The organism is Flavobacterium sp. N502540 (genome assembly GCF_025947365.1).
In the GTDB taxonomy this organism is placed as follows: domain Bacteria; phylum Bacteroidota; class Bacteroidia; order Flavobacteriales; family Flavobacteriaceae; genus Flavobacterium.
In genome coordinates this window covers 869866-885431 of the sequence record NZ_CP110012.1, presented here as the reverse complement: position 1 = coordinate 885431, position 15566 = coordinate 869866, and the positions used below count along the sequence as shown (strand labels likewise).

Sequence of the window (15566 nt, the reverse complement as noted above, 5' to 3'; positions counted from 1 at the left end):
TTTCACTTTGAATTTGTCTTATTGTCCGTTCGAGCAAAGTCGAGAATCTTTGCCGGTTCAAGCAAAGTTGAGAACCTTTGTCAGTTCGAGCGGAGTTAAGAACCTTTGTCGGTTCGAGCGAAGTCGAGAACCGATGCTGCATTTCAACTTCACTCAATGTGAAAGAACGTTATCATCCTATTCAGATAAAATTTTCAATTGATGTATTCTCATTTCAAAATAGTACTTTTGCATGTTCTTTTCATAGAAAGAAAAGCTAATTTGAATAAATAAAATACAATGCCAAGAGAACTTTTACTTCAGGTAACACCGGAAATAGCAGCAAATGAATTGTTGCTGAAAGACCATTTGTCTAAACAAATAAAAGTTTCTCCCAAAGAAATTCAACACGTTTCGATCTTGAAACGATCTATTGATGCGCGTCAAAAAGCGATCAAAATCAATTTAAAAGTCATTATCTATCTGCAAGGCGAACCTTTTCAGGAAACTAAAATAGAGTTACCTGTATATAAGAATGTTTCGTCGGCACAAGAAGTAATTGTAGTTGGAGCAGGTCCGGCCGGGCTTTTTGCAGCGCTTCAATTAATAGAGCTAGGTTTAAAACCAATTGTACTGGAGCGCGGAAAGGATGTGCGTGGACGTCGTCGTGATTTAAAAGCAATAAATAGGGAACATATCGTTAACGAAGATTCTAATTATTGTTTTGGTGAAGGCGGAGCAGGAACCTATTCAGATGGAAAATTATACACACGTTCTAAAAAACGTGGAGATGTAACCCGAATTTTAGAATTGCTTGTTGCTTTTGGGGCTTCTGAAGACATTCTCATAGAAGCACATCCACACATTGGAACCAATAAATTGCCAAAAATTATTGAAGATATTCGTAATAAAATCATAGAGTTTGGTGGTCAGGTTTTGTTTGATACACGTGTTACCGATATTTTGATAAAAAATAATGAAGTTGAAGGTGTCGTTACTCAAAACGGTGATAAGATTCTGGCAAATAAATTAATCCTGGCAACAGGACATTCGGCACGTGATATTTTTGAGTTATTAGACAAAAAGAAAATTTTTATAGAAGCAAAACCTTTTGCTTTAGGAGTTCGTGCAGAACATTCTCAGCAATTAATTGATAGTATTCAGTATAGTTGTGATTATCGCGGGGAGCATCTGCCTCCTGCGCCATATTCTATTGTAAAACAGGTCAACGGTCGCGGAATGTATTCGTTTTGTATGTGTCCGGGGGGTATAATTGCGCCTTGTGCTACGAGCCCGGGTGAGGTGGTTACTAATGGTTGGTCGCCTTCGAAACGAGATCAGGTTACGGCAAATTCAGGAATTGTAATCGAATTAAAGTTGGAAGATTTTAAACCTTTTGCAAAGTTTGGAGCTTTGGCCGGAATGGAATTTCAAAAAAGTATCGAACAAAAAGCATGGCATTTGGCAGGACAGACTCAAAAAGTTCCTGCGCAACGAATGGTAGACTTTACACAGAATAAAGTTTCGGCTGATATTCCAAAAACGTCGTATGTTCCCGGGACAACTTCGGTTGAAATGGGGCAGGTTTTTCCGGGATTTTTGTCTCAAATTTTACGTGAAGGGTTTAAAGAATTTGGAAAATCAATGCGCGGTTATTTAACCAATGAAGCAATTTTGCATGCTCCGGAAAGCCGCACGTCATCACCAGTTCGAATCCCTAGAGATCCTGCGACTTATGAACATTTGCAAATTAAAGGATTGTATCCGTGTGGAGAAGGTGCCGGATATGCGGGTGGTATTATTTCTGCAGCCATTGATGGAGAAAAATGTGCTTTAATGATTGCTGAGACCTTGAAATAGAGTGTTTTTTATAGTAAAAGTAGTATGTTTGTAAAGCGTATTCTTAACTTTATATTCTAGTATTTTTTATGAAAAACTTCTTTGCTAATTTCTTTGGAAGAAATAACAATCCGGAATCAATCGTTTCTTTTGATGTTCTGGATTCTATCTATACATATCTGCAAAATGAGTCAAGTCGAGTGAATTTTAAAATGAAAGGAATTCATGACACAGTTTCTGTGACGATGTATTCTTTTCCGGATTCATTTGATCATGAAGAAGGGAGGGCTGAAATAAAAAAGAGCGGATTTAAAAATTCGTATGAAGTTTTAAATGAATTATACAAAAAGGTAAATATTGCACCGCTTTCTGATGAAGAAATGTTGGAGGAACCTGTTTGCAATTATCTTCATATTGAGTTTTATTCGGAGCCTTCATTAGAGATGAAAAAACATTTGAAGCACGTTTTGCAAAACTTTATTATCTTCTTTTGTTGTACCAATAGTATGGAGACGAATGATTTTAAGCTGCTGTATTCAAATAGTTATTTTTATGACTATACCAAAGGATTTTTGGAAGCCGAACCAATTGATATCGAAGCGCCAAAGAATAAACTTGAAGAAATAGGTTTTAATGATTTCAAAACAGTTCTTCAGGGAATTTGCGAGTACATGGGTCTTAAATTGGCGCCAACAGTTATTCGTCCTTCTGCAGAAAGTTTAATGCCGGATGAGGTTTCAGTCGGGCATTTTAGAGAGTTTTTACAATTGCTTTCCCGAGGAGATATTGAAGAGGAGCTGCTGGAAGATCAATCTCAAGTGCTTTTTGATAATTTTGGATTAGAGGAAGGGGATGAAGAATATGATTACGAATTCGACTTTTTTGAAGGAATAAATTCCTGGCACAGCGACTGGAAATTTGATTCCGAAGATGCTGAATATTTCATCTCAGAAATGATTGGTGAAACTTTTACTTTTGAATATCCTGAAGAAACATACAGTCATGATTTGTTTCCGTACATTCAAGAGGAATTAGCAAAACAAGATTTAGAATTAATGAGCTACGATACCCAAGGAGATAGTTATTTGTTTTTTGTAGCCAATAAAAAGGATGTAAGCCGAATATTAGAATTGTCTGAAATAACCGAAATGGGAATTGACAGGTTGGTTTAAGAGGAATCACTTGGATTTTTACATAAAAAATATCGCCACGAATTCACGAGTTTTATTTTAAATAATTCGTGAATTCGTGGCAAAAAAAAATCAAGGAATCAGAATAATTTTTCCGGTGCTTTTTCGGCTTTCCAGATAGTCATGCGCTAGCTTTCCTTCTGATAATTTAAAAGAAGTTGGTGCTGAAAGTTTTATTTTTCCGTCAGAAATCCAGTGGAACAATTGTGTTGCTCTTTTGATTCTTTCTTCTTTAGAATTCAGGTAGCTCCATAAATCTCCCCCGGTTAAAGTTTTAGAACCGTCCATTAACATTCTCGGATCTACCGGTTCTGGATCACCACCTGCCATTCCGAAGAAAACTACTTGCCCGCATTCTTTTGTAACTTCAAAGCTTTCGTTTAAAGTGCTTCCAATACTATCGTACACAACATCAACGCCTTTTGGAATCTTTTCGAAGATTTGTGACTTCCAGTCTTCGCTATAAAGAAAAACATGATCGGCACCTTGCTCAAATGCTACTTTTGCTTTTTCTGAAGATGAGGTCAGACCAATTACTTTTGCGCCTAAAAGTTTGCTGATTTGGGTTAGAATTTGTCCAACTCCTCCGGCTACAGCATGAATCAATACTGTTTCGTCTTTTTGAGTTTTATGGCTGTCGGTTGCTAGGTAATGCGCTGTTAAACCTTGCAGTAAAACAGCTGCTGCAGTTTCAAATGAAATTGTATCGGGTAAAGGTAAAACGTGGTTGATGTTTACCGCAACTAATTCGGCATTTGCAAAAGGAACATCGGCGAAAGCCACACGATCACCTGTTTTGTATTCAGGATGATTATTAGCGTCTACTACTATTCCGGCACCTTCGTAACCGGCAATAAAAGGAGGGGTTCCTTTTAAATGGTAGTTTCCTTTTCGTCTGTAAACATCGGCAAAGTTTAATCCGATGGCTTTCATTTCGACTAAAATCTCATCGTTTTTTAGTTGCGGATTCGGAATTTCAATATATTCCAAAACATCAGAATTTCCAAAAGAAGAAAAGGTAAGTGCTTTCATTTTTAGTTTTTTTAAGGATACAAAGTACGGAAAATATATTGGCTCCCTTTTAAAGATAATCTTAAAAATAAAAAAAGTAACAACTTGAATTCAGGTTGTTACTTTGAGTTAAATTAAAAAGGTTGAAATACCTGTAATGGCTTATTTTTTAGTTTTTATTTCTGTTACAATCAAATTCACAGTTGTATCTCCTAAATTTTTTGCCATATGAGTAACTGCAGGTATGTACATGGCATCTCCAGCTTTAATATCCATAATGATGGGAGCTTTGCCTTTATCTGTTATTTCAATTTTTCCATCAGTCAATGAATAGATGGTGTGGTCAGGATGATGATGCCATGGAATTGTTTCTCCTGGAGTAATCTCAACTTGCATTATTCTTACTCTCTCATTTTCAAGAAGTACTTTTTTATACGCGTTAGGCGCTGCTTTTAAAGGGTCTTGCGCATAGATATTCACACTTAATGTTAAAAGTAATAGTATGAATAGAGACATTAAATTCTTTTTAATTGTTTTCATCTCATTTCTTTTTTATTGGTTAAATTTTCCCAGAATTGTTTATTGCATATTTTTTTAGAACTTTATCGTGGTTTCGTTTGATGAAAAGACAAAGTTCTCTTGCAATGTTTTTTTTAAATTAATGCGAAGAGGCAGAATTTTCCTAATTCGAAAAATTACGGTTAGGATATTTAGTTAGAAAATTGGATTTCATTTGCAGATGTGAGATCCTTAGATTTAGGTGATGTAGATCCCCATGTCGCCTGTTTGAATCCGCCGTTTTTTTCGGCTTACCTTCACTGATTTGGGAAATTGAAGAGCGATAAATAGTGTCTATTTTGGGACTACTAATTTACGAAAAAATTTCATTTTTTATTGATGATTTTTGGCTTTTTGATTCATTCAAAGTACAAAAAAATGCTGTCTTTGTTTTGTTTTAAACATTTGAACGATAAAGCTTTAAATAAAGCGTAGTAACTTAGCTACAGAAAGTAGAGGCTTGTGCTGAAAACAAAACTTCGATAAGCATGTAACTGGGCATGAATATTGAGAAAAGAGTTTTTATAGAATTATTTTAAACTTCAAAAAGCAATTATAAATTTTTAAAATCAACTTTTATGAAAAAATACACATTTGCAGTCCTTTCAGTTTTAACTTTGTTGTTTTCTTCATGTTCGGTATCAAAATCTGTTTCAAGCGGAGATGATTTGTTTGGTACAACTTGGGAATTAGAATATATCTCGGGACCAAGAATTGTGTTTAATGGATTGTATCCAAACAAAAAACCTCAAATTACTTTTGATAAAAAAGAAGCGAAGGTTTATGGAAATAACGGATGCAATGGTTACAGTGCGACATATACTCTAAACGGAAAATCTTTGACTTTTGGAGAAGCTGGACCGACTACAATGATGTATTGTGATGGAGGAGGAGAACAAGTATTTCTAAAACAAATAAAAGAAATTACAAGCTTTAGCATTGATAAAGATGGAAAACTAAATTTAATTCAGGGAGATATTCCAGTAATGAGATTTGAGAAAGTGGCTAAACAATAGTTTAAATGCAATATAGAAAAAGGGGAAATGAAAAATCATTTCCCCTTTTTTGTGCAATTATGTCTTTTGTTTATTTTTCAATTTATCCTTAAAAACCTTTTCAAATTTTTCTATTTTGGGCTGGATCACCATTTTGCAATACGATTGGTTTTTGTTGTTGGCATAGTAATTCTGATGATAATCTTCGGCTTTGTAGAAAACTTTGAAAGGTTCTACTTTTGTTACAATCGGGCTGCTGTATACTTTTGCTTTGTTAAGTTCTGCAATAATGCTTTCTGCAGCCTTTTTTTGTTCGTCATTTTTATAAAAAATAACAGATCGATACTGAGTGCCAACATCCGCTCCCTGTCTGTTTAAGGTTGTTGGATCGTGAACGGTAAAGAAAACTTTGAAAATTTCATTGATATCCGTAACGTTTTTATCGTAAGTAATCTGGACTACTTCGGCATGACCCGTTGTTCCTGTGCAAACCTCTTCATAGGTTGGATTAGCGACTTTTCCACCTGAAAAACCGGAGACTACAGATTTTACCCCTGCCAGATTTTCATAAACGGCTTCAACGCACCAATAACAGCCTCCGCCAAGTGTAATTGTTTCCAGATTTGAGGTGCTTTTTGTTTTGCTGTTTTGTGCAAATCCATTTAAGGACAATGCAAATAGGCTAATTAAAAATAAGTTCTTCATTTTTAGTTTTATTTAGTATCGGGAATAAAGTCAAGCGCAATCGAATTCATACAGTAGCGTTTTCCGGTTGGTGGAGGTCCATCATCAAATAAATGACCTAAGTGTCCGCCGCAACGTCCGCATAGAGCTTCAATTCTTTCCATGCCAAGGGAGTTGTCATTTTTGTAAACAACACTTTTCTTGTTGTCTTGTTCGAAGAAACTGGGCCATCCGCAGCTGCTTGCAAATTTAGCTCCCGAGCGAAAAAGTTTATTGCCGCAGGAAGCACAATAATAAGTTCCTTTTTCGTCTGTTTTCCAGTATTTTCCGGTGAAAGGTCTTTCTGTATCCGCTTCGCGCATTACAGCATATACATCTTCAGGGAGTACTTTTTTCCATTCGGCATTACTAACATTGAGTTTAGTGGTGTCGGTATTGGAATAATAAGGATTTCCGGGCTTGCTGATTTTGTTTTCCATGGCCGTCGTTGTTGTATTTTGTTTTTTTGCATTTTGCCCGCATGCTTGTAGAATAAAGAGCGGAATTAAAAAGCAAAGGCTGAGAAATTGAGTTTTTGTTTTCATTGTTAGGAATGCTTTAATTCTGTATTTCAAAGATACGGCTAGATTTCGCCTGGAAATGTCGCGTAGTTTACAATTCAGATTTTTTTAAGTATGTTTTAACTTTTATTATTTACGTAAAACAAAGGAATTCAGTTTTAAGGCTTGTATTTAAAGAGTTTTGAAGATTAATTGGTTTGTATTTTGCTGATAGCTAGTTTTTTGTGGAATTCTAAGCTCGTTAAACTTTTCACAATCTCTTTCAGGATTTTCAAGCCATTTCTTTTTTCGTATTTTTGTTTGATCAATAAGCCCTATGATAGAAGAAAACGTAATACTAGTAAACCAACAGGATGAACAAATTGGCTTAATGCCAAAATTGGAAGCACATGAAAAAGCGATGTTGCATCGTGCTTTTTCGGTTTTTGTCTTAAATGATAAGAATGAAATAATGTTGCAGCAACGTGCTCATCAAAAATATCACTCACCTTTACTCTGGACAAATACATGCTGTAGTCATCAGCGTGAAGGAGAGACAAATGTCCAGGCCGGAAGCAGGAGACTTTTTGAGGAAATGGGGTTTAAGACAGACTTAAAGGAACTCTTTCATTTTATTTATAAAGCTCCTTTTGATAATGGCTTGACAGAACACGAGCTCGATCACGTTATGATTGGATATTTTAATGATGATCCGGCTATCAATACAGATGAAGTGGAGGATTGGAAATGGATGAAAATAGAAGATGTAAAAGAAGATATTCAACAACAGCCCGAAATTTATACCGTATGGTTTAAAATAATATTTGATGAATTTTATCATTATTTAGAAGACCATAAACTTTAAACTAAACCAACCACCAACCAAAATGAAAGTAACCATATCAAGAAAAGCACATTTTAATGCTGCACATCGATTGTACAGGAAAGATTGGACATTTGAAAAAAACGATGCTGTTTTTGGAAAATGCAATAACCCCAATTTTCATGGTCATAATTATGGTTTAACAGTAAGTGTTACAGGAAAAATTGACCCCGAAACCGGTTTTGTTCTGGATGTGAAAGTATTAGCGGATATCATACGTGAAGAAGTAGAGATTCCGTTCGATCACAAAAACCTGAATCTGGATGTTCCGGAATTTCAGGATTTGAATCCAACAGCGGAGCATATTGCTGTTGTGATATGGAATAAAATTAAAAAGAGAATTCAACCCGATTTTGATTTAGAAATTGTTTTGAATGAAACCGACCGCAATTTTGTAACTTATAAAGGAGAAGAATAAATGTCATTAAAAATAGGAGATATAGTTCCGAATTTTACTGCTAAAGATAATCATGGAGAAGTTTTCGAAAGCCAAAGTGTTTTGGGACGAAAGCCGCTCGTGATTTATTTTTACCCAAAAGACAATACACCGGGATGTACGACAGAAGCTTGTAGTTTTAGAGATCAATACGAAGATTTTAAGGATTTGGGTGCTGAAGTTATTGGTATAAGCAGCGATAGTGTAAAATCGCATCATAAATTTGCCAATAAACATCAATTGCCTTTTATACTATTATCTGACCAGGATAAAAGATTGCGACATCTTTTTGGAGTGCGTAATAGGTTATTTGGTCTTTTGCCGGGAAGAGTTACTTATATTATTGATAAGAATGGAGTAGTTATTCTGATTTTTGATAGTATGAATGCCGCAAAACACATTCAGAAAGCAATGGAAATGATTAAAGAGCTGGTATTGTAGAGTAGAAAAGGTATTAGTTTCGAACTGAGATAAATACATTTCTTTTAAATGGAAATGCTTCAATTTTAGAAATTTACATTTCATAGCGCGTAATAAAAAGATTATATGTACTTTTGCAGTCGCAAATTTAAATTAAAATAAAAATGGCAAACGTTAAAAACTTAAAGAAAGATATCAATTTTGTATTAGGAGATATTATTGAGGCAATTTACTTATTTGAAATGTCAACAACAGGAAATCCTACCCCTGAAACGAATGCTTTGGTTGATCAGGCTATCGCTGCATTTGATACTTTGATCACAAAAGTGAACGCTAAGAATGTTGAAAACAAAAAAGCGCACTTCAAACAAATCAATGTTGAATTGGAAGAAACTGCTAATCAATTGATTGCTAAAATCAACGAATTGTAAGCAAAAAAAGTATAAAAAAAGTGCAAATTTATTTTGGGAAAACGAAAAACCGCTCTATATTTGCACCCGTATTGAGGCCGATGTAGCTCAGCTGGCTAGAGCAGCTGATTTGTAATCAGCAGGTCGTGGGTTCGAGTCCCTCTATCGGCTCAACATAAAACCACCTACTTTGTGGGTGGTTTTTTTACCAAAAAAAGTTGTAAAATTATTTTGGAAAATATAAAAAACTATTGTAGTTTTGCACGCGTTAAAAGGCCGATGTAGCTCAGCTGGCTAGAGCAGCTGATTTGTAATCAGCAGGTCGTGGGTTCGAGTCCCTCTATCGGCTCAAAAACCATTCACATTTTGTGAGTGGTTTTTTTTTGCTCCAAAGCGAAATCTGTCTAGATTGGTGCTTTTGTGAAATGAATCTGCATATGTTTTTTTAACCGTGAAGAACGCAAAGTCTTACGCAAAGTACACGGGTGTAGTATTGCTTTAGAATAAAAATCCGTGCAGATCCGCGTTTTATTGAAACGAATCTGTGTAATCCGTGGGCTTTTTTCTAACCGCGAAGAACGCAAAGTCTTACGCAAAGTATGCGGGTGTAGTATTGCTTTAGAATAAAAATCCGTGCAGATCCGCGTTTTCGTGAAACGAATCTGTGTAATCCGTGGGCTTTTTTCTAGCCCCAAAGAGTGCAAGGTTTTGTGTAAAGTATGCAGGTGTAGTATTGGAAGTGTCTATAAGAGATCTGTGCGAAACTCGCTGGGAATTAAACGAAATACCCTAGAAGCTATCTTTTTTGCATCTGACCTATTTTTGATGGAGGTGTTTGTAATGCTATTTTTCATATGTTTGTTGCTTAACCAAAAAACATATTAATAATGGAAGAAACATCAGTTTTTGAAAAATTTGAATTGCAGCTTGACCAAACTGCTAAGGACTTTTTAAAGGAAACCGCCAAATGGGCTTATTTCCTGTCTATTTTAGGATTCGTAGGAATTGGATTGATGGTTTTAATAGGCGTTTTTGCGGGAACTATCTTTTCGGCTATGGGAAATAGTATGTCAGGAATGGGAGGTTTTGGAAGCTCTTTTGGAGCGTTAGTGGGGTTCTTTTATGTTTTTATTGCAGCGATCAATTTCTTTCCGGTTTATTATCTGTACAAGTTTGCTGTAAATACAAAGAGAGCTTTTAGAGAGAACGATTCAGAGTTGTTGACCAGTTCTTTCGGGTATCTTAAATCACATTATAAATTCATAGGTATTTTCATGTTGGCTATTCTTGCTTTGTACGGACTTATATTTGTGTTTGGAATTTTGGGTGCTCTGCTTGGAAGATAGGAATTAAAGTGGTGAAATCTGATATAAAAAAAATGTCCTGACTAGTCAGGACATTTTTTATTGGATTTTATTTTTGTTGCTCTTTCTTGATGTCGGCAACGTATTTTGTTAGTTTCTTACCGTATAGCGAATTGGCCACTTTTGGTGTCATTGATTTCTGAATCGTATCTAAAAATTTAATATTGATATCGTAAATCTCCGCTAAAGCAATATAAGGCGCTATCTCATGATCTTTGTTGTTTAGAGCAAAGTTGGTAGCATATAGGTACTTTCTTTTGATGTTGGATTCTTGTTTGACGTTAATACTGTCAATGGCTTTCTGGTCTTGTCTTTTTACAGCTTTAAATTTTGATTCTACCATTGCAAGGCTTTCGTCATTGAAACGGGAATTTATCTTTTTATACTCATCGTACAATTCCTGATTTTTAGATCCTGTAATTTTTGCGCCATAGATAAAATTATCCAGATTCGTGTCGATGTTGATGTTTCCGGGTTCTGCGAAAAACATAACATTGTTGTCCAGTGAATTGGTTACTCCGCGATCCAGGAATAAATATAACATTTCAGGGGATTCCAGTTTTATGTTAGTGTCAAATGCAGAATTTCCGTCTATTTTAATGCTGTCAATAGCAACAAGTGATGTGTCAACGATTCTCTGAATATATAAAGTTCCGTTTTTTAATCCTTTTATATTTCCTGTAAGGTGCAAACCGTCAGTTGATTCTTTTTTGCTGCATGATGCCAATAGGGCAAGTGTAACAAAAGCAATAATTGATTTTTTCATTGGTTTTTTAGATTTTGCTGCAAAATAAAGAAAATAGTTTGAATGTACTGTGGTGGCATTTAAATTTTGCGAAAAAATAAATCCCAATCTATTTCTAAATCGGGATTTGATATTTTTGGGAATAAAGAGTATTACATGGAGAGATTAAATGTAGTTCCGTTTTCGTTCGTGTAAGTGAATTTTTTGTCGCAATCATTGTTGCCATAATCAACCACTCCGTTTAGTAAATTGCCCTGAACTTTCAGTTTTCCTTTGGAAATAAAATCGCAAGAATATTTTTTAATCAATGATTCCTGAACGGTTAAGGTTAATACAGCTCCGTTTGAGCTGGTGATAGTGTGGTTTCCTTCAGTCATTTCATATGTATTGTCTTCCAGAACATAAGGAGTATCGACACCCGCAGTTTGTTTTACAGTCCAGTTTCCTGAGTTAAGGTAAACTCTGCCTTCTAAATCAGTGAACTTTCCGTTGGTCACTTTTCGGCTCCATTGTGGTACAGTTGCCACAGTTGTTGTGTTGGTGTATTCTATTGTTCCTTCCAATTTTATGCCATTAAAAGAATAGTCGATTCTTTCGATGGTTATTTTGCTTCCGGTAGTAATTATCGGTCCTGAAAGTGTGATTTTTAACTTTCCTTTTCTGTTGATCAGATTGTCGGTGCATCCGGTTCCGTAATCAACGGTGAAAACTTTAGGATAAGAGGTTGGACTTTGTTGTGTGATTGTAATTGTGCCGCAGATTCCGGGTGTTGTCTCGTCCGATTTTGCTGAGGAGGTGTTTTTTGTTGTAACTATTAACCCGGTTTTGATGTCCATATCGTTAATGGCATCGATGGTAAGTGAAGCTCCAACTGACGTGACATCAGATTCAGATTGTTTTTTTGTGTCGTCATTGCTTGAACAGGAAACTTGTGTTAGTGCTGTTGTGCAAATGGTTAGGAGTAAAAAAGCTGTCTTTTTCATAGTAGTTTTTGTTTTTCGATTAGATTATAAGGCGTTCAAATGTAATGAAAAAAATGAAATGCAATAAAAAAATCAATTGGAATCAAAGGGGCTTTTGGGTGTGTTTTTTTTAAAGTAAAAAGCCCTGCAAGTTTATTTGCAGGGCCTGTGTTTTAATCTTGAAAACTTGTATTGCTAAAAGTTTTATTTAATCATTTCAAAACTTCTTTTTACGAAAGCAGTTAGAGCTTCTCCTTTTAATAAGTTTTGTGACAATTTAGCTAAGTCTAAAGCTTGTTTAACCAAGTGTTCCTGATGTGTTTTGTCTTCTGTGTTTAGGATGCTTGACGCTAAGTCAGAATTGGTGTTTACAATCAAATTGTACATTTCCGGCATATTGCCCATTCCGAACATTCCGCCACCACCTGACTGACTCATTTCTTTCATTCTACGCATGAATTCAGGTTGCGTGATGATAAACGGAGCCGCCTGACTGTCCATTGCTTCCAATTGTACAGAGTATGCTTTAGGGATGTAAGTTTCTAAAGATGTTTTTAATGTTTCTTTTTCTTCATCGGATAATTTAGAAATAGTATTTTCTTCTTTCTTGATTAAATTATCAATGTGATCAGAGTCTACACGTACAAAAGTTAAACCGCTATTATCACCTTCAATTTTTTGAATTAAGTGTGAGATAATAGGCGAGTCTAAAAGTAATACTTCATATCCTTTTTCTTTTGCTGTTTCAATATAAGAGTGCTGTGCATCTTTGTTTCCGGCATAAAGGACGATCAGTTTTCCGTCTTTGTCAGTCTGATTTTCTTTTAGTTTTTCTTTTAATTCTTCCAGAGTAAAGTAGGTATCGTCAACTGTTGGGTACAACACAAACGCACCGGCTTTTTCGTAGAATTTATCTTCAGAAAGCATTCCGTATTCTAAAACGATTTTAATATCGTTCCATTTTTGTTCAAAATCAGCACGATTTTCATTGAACAAAGCTTTTAGTTTATCGGCTACTTTACGAGTGATATAGTTTGAGATCTTTTTAACAGCGCCATCAGCTTGTAATCCTGAGCGGGAAACATTCAATGGAATATCCGGAGAATCAATAACACCTTTTAACATTGTTAAAAATTCAGGTACAATTCCTTCTACGTTATCTGTAACGTAAACCTGGTTTTGGTACAATTGAATTTTGTCTTTTTGAATCTGCATGTCCGAACCTAACTTAGGAAAATACAAAATTCCGGTTAAGTTAAAAGGATAGTCTACATTTAAGTGAATGTTGAATAACGGCTCCTCAAACTGCATTGGGTATAATTCTCTGTAGAAGTTTTTGTAGTCTTCATCAGATAATTCATTTGGTTGTTTCGTCCATGCCGGATTTGGATTGTTGATGATGTTGTCGGTTTCAACCGTTTCATTTACATAATCTTCAGGAGCATCTTCCGGTTTTGGAAGTGTTTCTGTTCTGGTTCCAAATTTAATTGGCACAGGCATAAACTTGTTATACTTGTTCAGTAATCCACTGATTTTTGAATCTTCTAAAAATTCAAGAGAATCTTCAGCAATGTGCAGGATGATTTCAGTACCACGTGAGGTTTTGTCAGCAGGTTCTAAAGTAAATTCAGGGCTTCCGTCACATGTCCAGTGTGCTGCAGGTTCGTCTTTGTATGATTTTGTGATGATTTCTACTTTTTCTGCAACCATAAAAGCAGAATAAAAACCAAGACCAAAGTGACCAATAATTCCTGAATCTTTAGCAGAATCTTTGTATTTGTCCAGGAATTCTTCAGCTCCTGAAAAGGCAACCTGATTGATGTATTTTTCCACTTCGTCAGCAGTCATTCCAAGACCCTGATCGATAATGTGGATTTTTTTTCCTTCTTTGTCTACTTTGATTTCGATAACCGGATTTCCGTATTCTACTTTAGCTTCGCCAATACTAATAAGGTGTTTTAGTTTTAAAGTAGCGTCAGTTCCGTTGGAAACAAGCTCACGTAAGAAAATTTCGTGATCGCTGTATAAGAATTTTTTGATTAAGGGAAAGATGTTTTCTACCGAAACATTAATTTTACCTGTTGTCATATTTTTTTATTTTTTAGTTTAATGTGATGATTTTCATTTCTTCAAATAGAATACCAATTGTTTTTTGGGTGACAAAATGGCGTAAGTGTTAATTTTGAAAGAAAATAATTAGATTCTGAAACCCGAGATATTCCTATGAATTGTATCTTTGCAGTATAATAATTGTTAAACGTGTCAGTATTAACTCTAAAAAAAATGTACAAAATGAAGAAAATTATTTTCATTTGCATGATGGCCACGATGTTTTTTGCGTGTAAATCAGCATCGTCTACAACAGCTTCAAATGGAGCAACTACACTATCGACTAAACTTGACAGACCTACTCAGGTAGCTATTAAAGGAAATTGGGTTTTAACCAATGTTTCTTATCCCGGTTCTGAATATATCAAGGTAAATTCTTTTGATCTTGCAGATTCTAAATGCTTCATCGGAAGTACGTGGAATTTCATTTCAAATAACAACAAAGGATCAATGGCTTTAACATCACCAAGCTGCACCGGATTTAATTCACCAATTGTTTGGAGTGTTAATAATCAGGGAATGTTTGTTCTTAAAATTTTGGATGCTGGGATAAAAGCTAAAAAGGTAAGAGATGGATACCTATTAAAAGTAGCAGGTTTGACTGATAATTCATTTCAGTTGATCGATAACATTAACGTAGGTGGACAAACAAAAGATGTAGTATACCAATTTCAAAGAGCCAATTAAAAATAAAAATATAGAAAGATGAGAAAGATAACCGTTTTAAGTTTGAGTTGTTTGCTAGTATTAGCCAGTTTTTTTACAAGCTGTGACTCAGTAAAAAATGCAAATAACACACAAAAAGGTGCCGGAATTGGAGTAGTTGCGGGTGGTATCATAGGTGCTGTTTTAGGAAATAACCTTGGAAAAGGCGGAAATGCTGCTTTGGGAGCTGCAATTGGAGCTGCTGTAGGTGGAGGAACCGGTGCTCTTATTGGAAACAAAATGGACAAACAAGCCCGTGAAATTGATCAGGCTTTACCAGGTGCAAACGTAGAAAGAGTAGGAGAAGGAATTCACTTAACTTTAAATGAAAATGCAGTACGTTTTGATACTAATAAATCTACTTTGACACCTCAGGCTAAAGCAAATTTAGATAAACTGGTACCAGTATTCAACGAGTATGGAGATACTGATATTCAAATTTTTGGATATACTGATAATACAGGAAGACCGGAATACAATTTGACACTTTCAGGACAAAGAGCTGCTTCGGTACAGGCTTATTTAGTTTCAAAAGGATTAAAATCAAGCCGTTTCAAAACTTCAGGTTTAGGTATAGTTGATCCAATTGCGACAAACGACACACCGGAAGGAAGAGCACAAAACCGTCGTGTAGAGTTTTCTATCACTGCAAACGATAAAATGGTAAATGATGCTAAAGCTCAGGCTGGAAAATAGTTTCAAACTACAATAAAATTTCTTAAAAGCTGTTTCATAAT

The 15566-nt window shown here is 35.3% G+C and carries 17 protein-coding genes and 2 tRNA genes; 12 read left to right on the top strand and 7 right to left on the bottom strand.

The features are described from left to right. Window positions 1–279 precede the first annotated feature (279 nt). Entirely contained in the window at window positions 280–1839 is a 1560-nt protein-coding gene (locus tag OLM58_RS03975) for an NAD(P)/FAD-dependent oxidoreductase (protein ID WP_264531288.1), read from the top strand. A gap of 68 nt (window positions 1840–1907) precedes the next feature. Next, window positions 1908–2990: a hypothetical protein gene (locus OLM58_RS03970; protein WP_264531287.1), complete on the top strand. Its 1083-nt coding sequence runs from the start codon at window positions 1908–1910 to the stop codon at window positions 2988–2990. A gap of 90 nt (window positions 2991–3080) precedes the next feature. On the opposite strand, the gene OLM58_RS03965 is transcribed toward OLM58_RS03970, so the two are convergent. Continuing rightward, a complete protein-coding gene (locus tag OLM58_RS03965; RefSeq protein ID WP_264531286.1) occupies window positions 3081–4040 on the bottom strand; it encodes a quinone oxidoreductase family protein in 960 nt (319 codons plus the stop codon). Window positions 4041–4181: 141 nt separating this feature from the next. Beyond that, window positions 4182–4559, bottom strand: coding sequence for a cupin domain-containing protein (locus OLM58_RS03960; protein ID WP_264531285.1), 378 nt, complete (start codon window positions 4557–4559; stop codon window positions 4182–4184). A 596-nt stretch (window positions 4560–5155) separates the two neighbouring features. Between OLM58_RS03960 and OLM58_RS03955 the strand changes: the two genes are divergently transcribed. Further along, window positions 5156–5593 (top strand): META domain-containing protein, encoded by a 438-nt coding sequence (locus OLM58_RS03955; RefSeq protein WP_264531284.1) that lies wholly within the window; start codon window positions 5156–5158, stop codon window positions 5591–5593. A 57-nt stretch (window positions 5594–5650) separates the two neighbouring features. On the opposite strand, the gene msrA is transcribed toward OLM58_RS03955, so the two are convergent. Together msrA and msrB are read right to left on the bottom strand one after the other, a co-directional pair. Beyond that, window positions 5651–6277 carry a peptide-methionine (S)-S-oxide reductase MsrA gene (gene msrA, locus OLM58_RS03950; protein ID WP_264531283.1) on the bottom strand — a complete coding sequence of 209 codons (627 nt, stop codon included), beginning with the start codon at window positions 6275–6277 and terminating at the stop codon, window positions 5651–5653. An 8-nt stretch (window positions 6278–6285) separates the two neighbouring features. Next, window positions 6286–6840: a peptide-methionine (R)-S-oxide reductase MsrB gene (gene msrB / locus OLM58_RS03945; protein ID WP_017494909.1), complete on the bottom strand. Its 555-nt coding sequence runs from the start codon at window positions 6838–6840 to the stop codon at window positions 6286–6288. Between the two features lie 292 nt (window positions 6841–7132). On the opposite strand from msrB, the gene idi reads away from it, so the two are divergent. The 7 genes from idi (at window position 7133) to OLM58_RS03910 (ending at window position 10290) form a co-directional block, all read left to right on the top strand. Then, window positions 7133–7660 (top strand): isopentenyl-diphosphate Delta-isomerase, encoded by a 528-nt coding sequence (idi, locus tag OLM58_RS03940; RefSeq protein WP_229998834.1) that lies wholly within the window; start codon window positions 7133–7135, stop codon window positions 7658–7660. Between the two features lie 22 nt (window positions 7661–7682). Next, window positions 7683–8096 (top strand): 6-pyruvoyl trahydropterin synthase family protein, encoded by a 414-nt coding sequence (locus OLM58_RS03935; RefSeq protein WP_017494907.1) that lies wholly within the window; start codon window positions 7683–7685, stop codon window positions 8094–8096. Further along, window positions 8097–8555, top strand: coding sequence for a peroxiredoxin (locus tag OLM58_RS03930; RefSeq protein ID WP_264531282.1), 459 nt, complete (start codon window positions 8097–8099; stop codon window positions 8553–8555). Between the two features lie 143 nt (window positions 8556–8698). Then, window positions 8699–8965: a hypothetical protein gene (locus OLM58_RS03925; protein ID WP_017494905.1), complete on the top strand. Its 267-nt coding sequence runs from the start codon at window positions 8699–8701 to the stop codon at window positions 8963–8965. Window positions 8966–9041: 76 nt separating this feature from the next. Then, window positions 9042–9115 (top strand) — tRNA-Thr (locus OLM58_RS03920). Between the two features lie 104 nt (window positions 9116–9219). Next, a tRNA-Thr gene (locus OLM58_RS03915) sits at window positions 9220–9293 on the top strand. 538 nt (window positions 9294–9831) lie between these two features. Then, complete coding sequence (locus tag OLM58_RS03910; RefSeq protein ID WP_264531281.1) at window positions 9832–10290, top strand: hypothetical protein; 459 nt, start codon at window positions 9832–9834, stop codon at window positions 10288–10290. A gap of 67 nt (window positions 10291–10357) precedes the next feature. On the opposite strand, the gene OLM58_RS03905 is transcribed toward OLM58_RS03910, so the two are convergent. The 3 genes from OLM58_RS03905 to htpG all read right to left on the bottom strand — a co-directional run bounded on the left by OLM58_RS03905 (window position 10358) and on the right by htpG (window position 14103). Further along, window positions 10358–11074 (bottom strand): DUF4369 domain-containing protein, encoded by a 717-nt coding sequence (locus OLM58_RS03905; RefSeq protein ID WP_264531280.1) that lies wholly within the window; start codon window positions 11072–11074, stop codon window positions 10358–10360. A gap of 131 nt (window positions 11075–11205) precedes the next feature. After that, window positions 11206–12036 (bottom strand): hypothetical protein, encoded by an 831-nt coding sequence (locus OLM58_RS03900; RefSeq protein WP_264531279.1) that lies wholly within the window; start codon window positions 12034–12036, stop codon window positions 11206–11208. Window positions 12037–12219: 183 nt separating this feature from the next. Continuing rightward, window positions 12220–14103: a molecular chaperone HtpG gene (gene htpG / locus OLM58_RS03895; protein WP_264531278.1), complete on the bottom strand. Its 1884-nt coding sequence runs from the start codon at window positions 14101–14103 to the stop codon at window positions 12220–12222. 204 nt (window positions 14104–14307) lie between these two features. Here htpG and OLM58_RS03890 point away from each other — a divergent pair, with 204 nt between their 5' ends. Together OLM58_RS03890 and OLM58_RS03885 are read left to right on the top strand one after the other, a co-directional pair. Further along, entirely contained in the window at window positions 14308–14811 is a 504-nt protein-coding gene (locus tag OLM58_RS03890; protein ID WP_264531277.1) for a lipocalin family protein, read from the top strand. 18 nt (window positions 14812–14829) lie between these two features. Then, window positions 14830–15525, top strand: coding sequence for an OmpA family protein (locus OLM58_RS03885; protein ID WP_017494899.1), 696 nt, complete (start codon window positions 14830–14832; stop codon window positions 15523–15525). Window positions 15526–15566 lie beyond the last annotated feature (41 nt).

Excerpts from the sequence above, each read along its gene's own strand:
- htpG (WP_264531278.1), bottom strand. The coding sequence starts at position 14,103 with ATGACAACAGGTAAAATTAATGTTTCGGTAGAAAACATCTTTCCCTTA.
- OLM58_RS03965 (WP_264531286.1), bottom strand. The coding sequence starts at position 4,040 with ATGAAAGCACTTACCTTTTCTTCTTTTGGAAATTCTGATGTTTTGGAA.
- OLM58_RS03935 (WP_017494907.1), top strand. The coding sequence starts at position 7,683 with ATGAAAGTAACCATATCAAGAAAAGCACATTTTAATGCTGCACATCGA.
- OLM58_RS03975 (WP_264531288.1), top strand. The coding sequence starts at position 280 with ATGCCAAGAGAACTTTTACTTCAGGTAACACCGGAAATAGCAGCAAAT.
- OLM58_RS03970 (WP_264531287.1), top strand. The coding sequence starts at position 1,908 with ATGAAAAACTTCTTTGCTAATTTCTTTGGAAGAAATAACAATCCGGAA.
- msrB (WP_017494909.1), bottom strand. The coding sequence starts at position 6,840 with ATGAAAACAAAAACTCAATTTCTCAGCCTTTGCTTTTTAATTCCGCTC.
- idi (WP_229998834.1), top strand. The coding sequence starts at position 7,133 with ATGATAGAAGAAAACGTAATACTAGTAAACCAACAGGATGAACAAATT.
- OLM58_RS03885 (WP_017494899.1), top strand. The coding sequence starts at position 14,830 with ATGAGAAAGATAACCGTTTTAAGTTTGAGTTGTTTGCTAGTATTAGCC.
- OLM58_RS03890 (WP_264531277.1), top strand. The coding sequence starts at position 14,308 with ATGAAGAAAATTATTTTCATTTGCATGATGGCCACGATGTTTTTTGCG.
- OLM58_RS03905 (WP_264531280.1), bottom strand. The coding sequence starts at position 11,074 with ATGAAAAAATCAATTATTGCTTTTGTTACACTTGCCCTATTGGCATCA.
- OLM58_RS03955 (WP_264531284.1), top strand. The coding sequence starts at position 5,156 with ATGAAAAAATACACATTTGCAGTCCTTTCAGTTTTAACTTTGTTGTTT.
- OLM58_RS03930 (WP_264531282.1), top strand. The coding sequence starts at position 8,097 with ATGTCATTAAAAATAGGAGATATAGTTCCGAATTTTACTGCTAAAGAT.
- OLM58_RS03960 (WP_264531285.1), bottom strand. The coding sequence starts at position 4,559 with ATGAAAACAATTAAAAAGAATTTAATGTCTCTATTCATACTATTACTT.
- OLM58_RS03925 (WP_017494905.1), top strand. The coding sequence starts at position 8,699 with ATGGCAAACGTTAAAAACTTAAAGAAAGATATCAATTTTGTATTAGGA.
- OLM58_RS03900 (WP_264531279.1), bottom strand. The coding sequence starts at position 12,036 with ATGAAAAAGACAGCTTTTTTACTCCTAACCATTTGCACAACAGCACTA.
- OLM58_RS03910 (WP_264531281.1), top strand. The coding sequence starts at position 9,832 with ATGGAAGAAACATCAGTTTTTGAAAAATTTGAATTGCAGCTTGACCAA.
- msrA (WP_264531283.1), bottom strand. The coding sequence starts at position 6,277 with ATGAAGAACTTATTTTTAATTAGCCTATTTGCATTGTCCTTAAATGGA.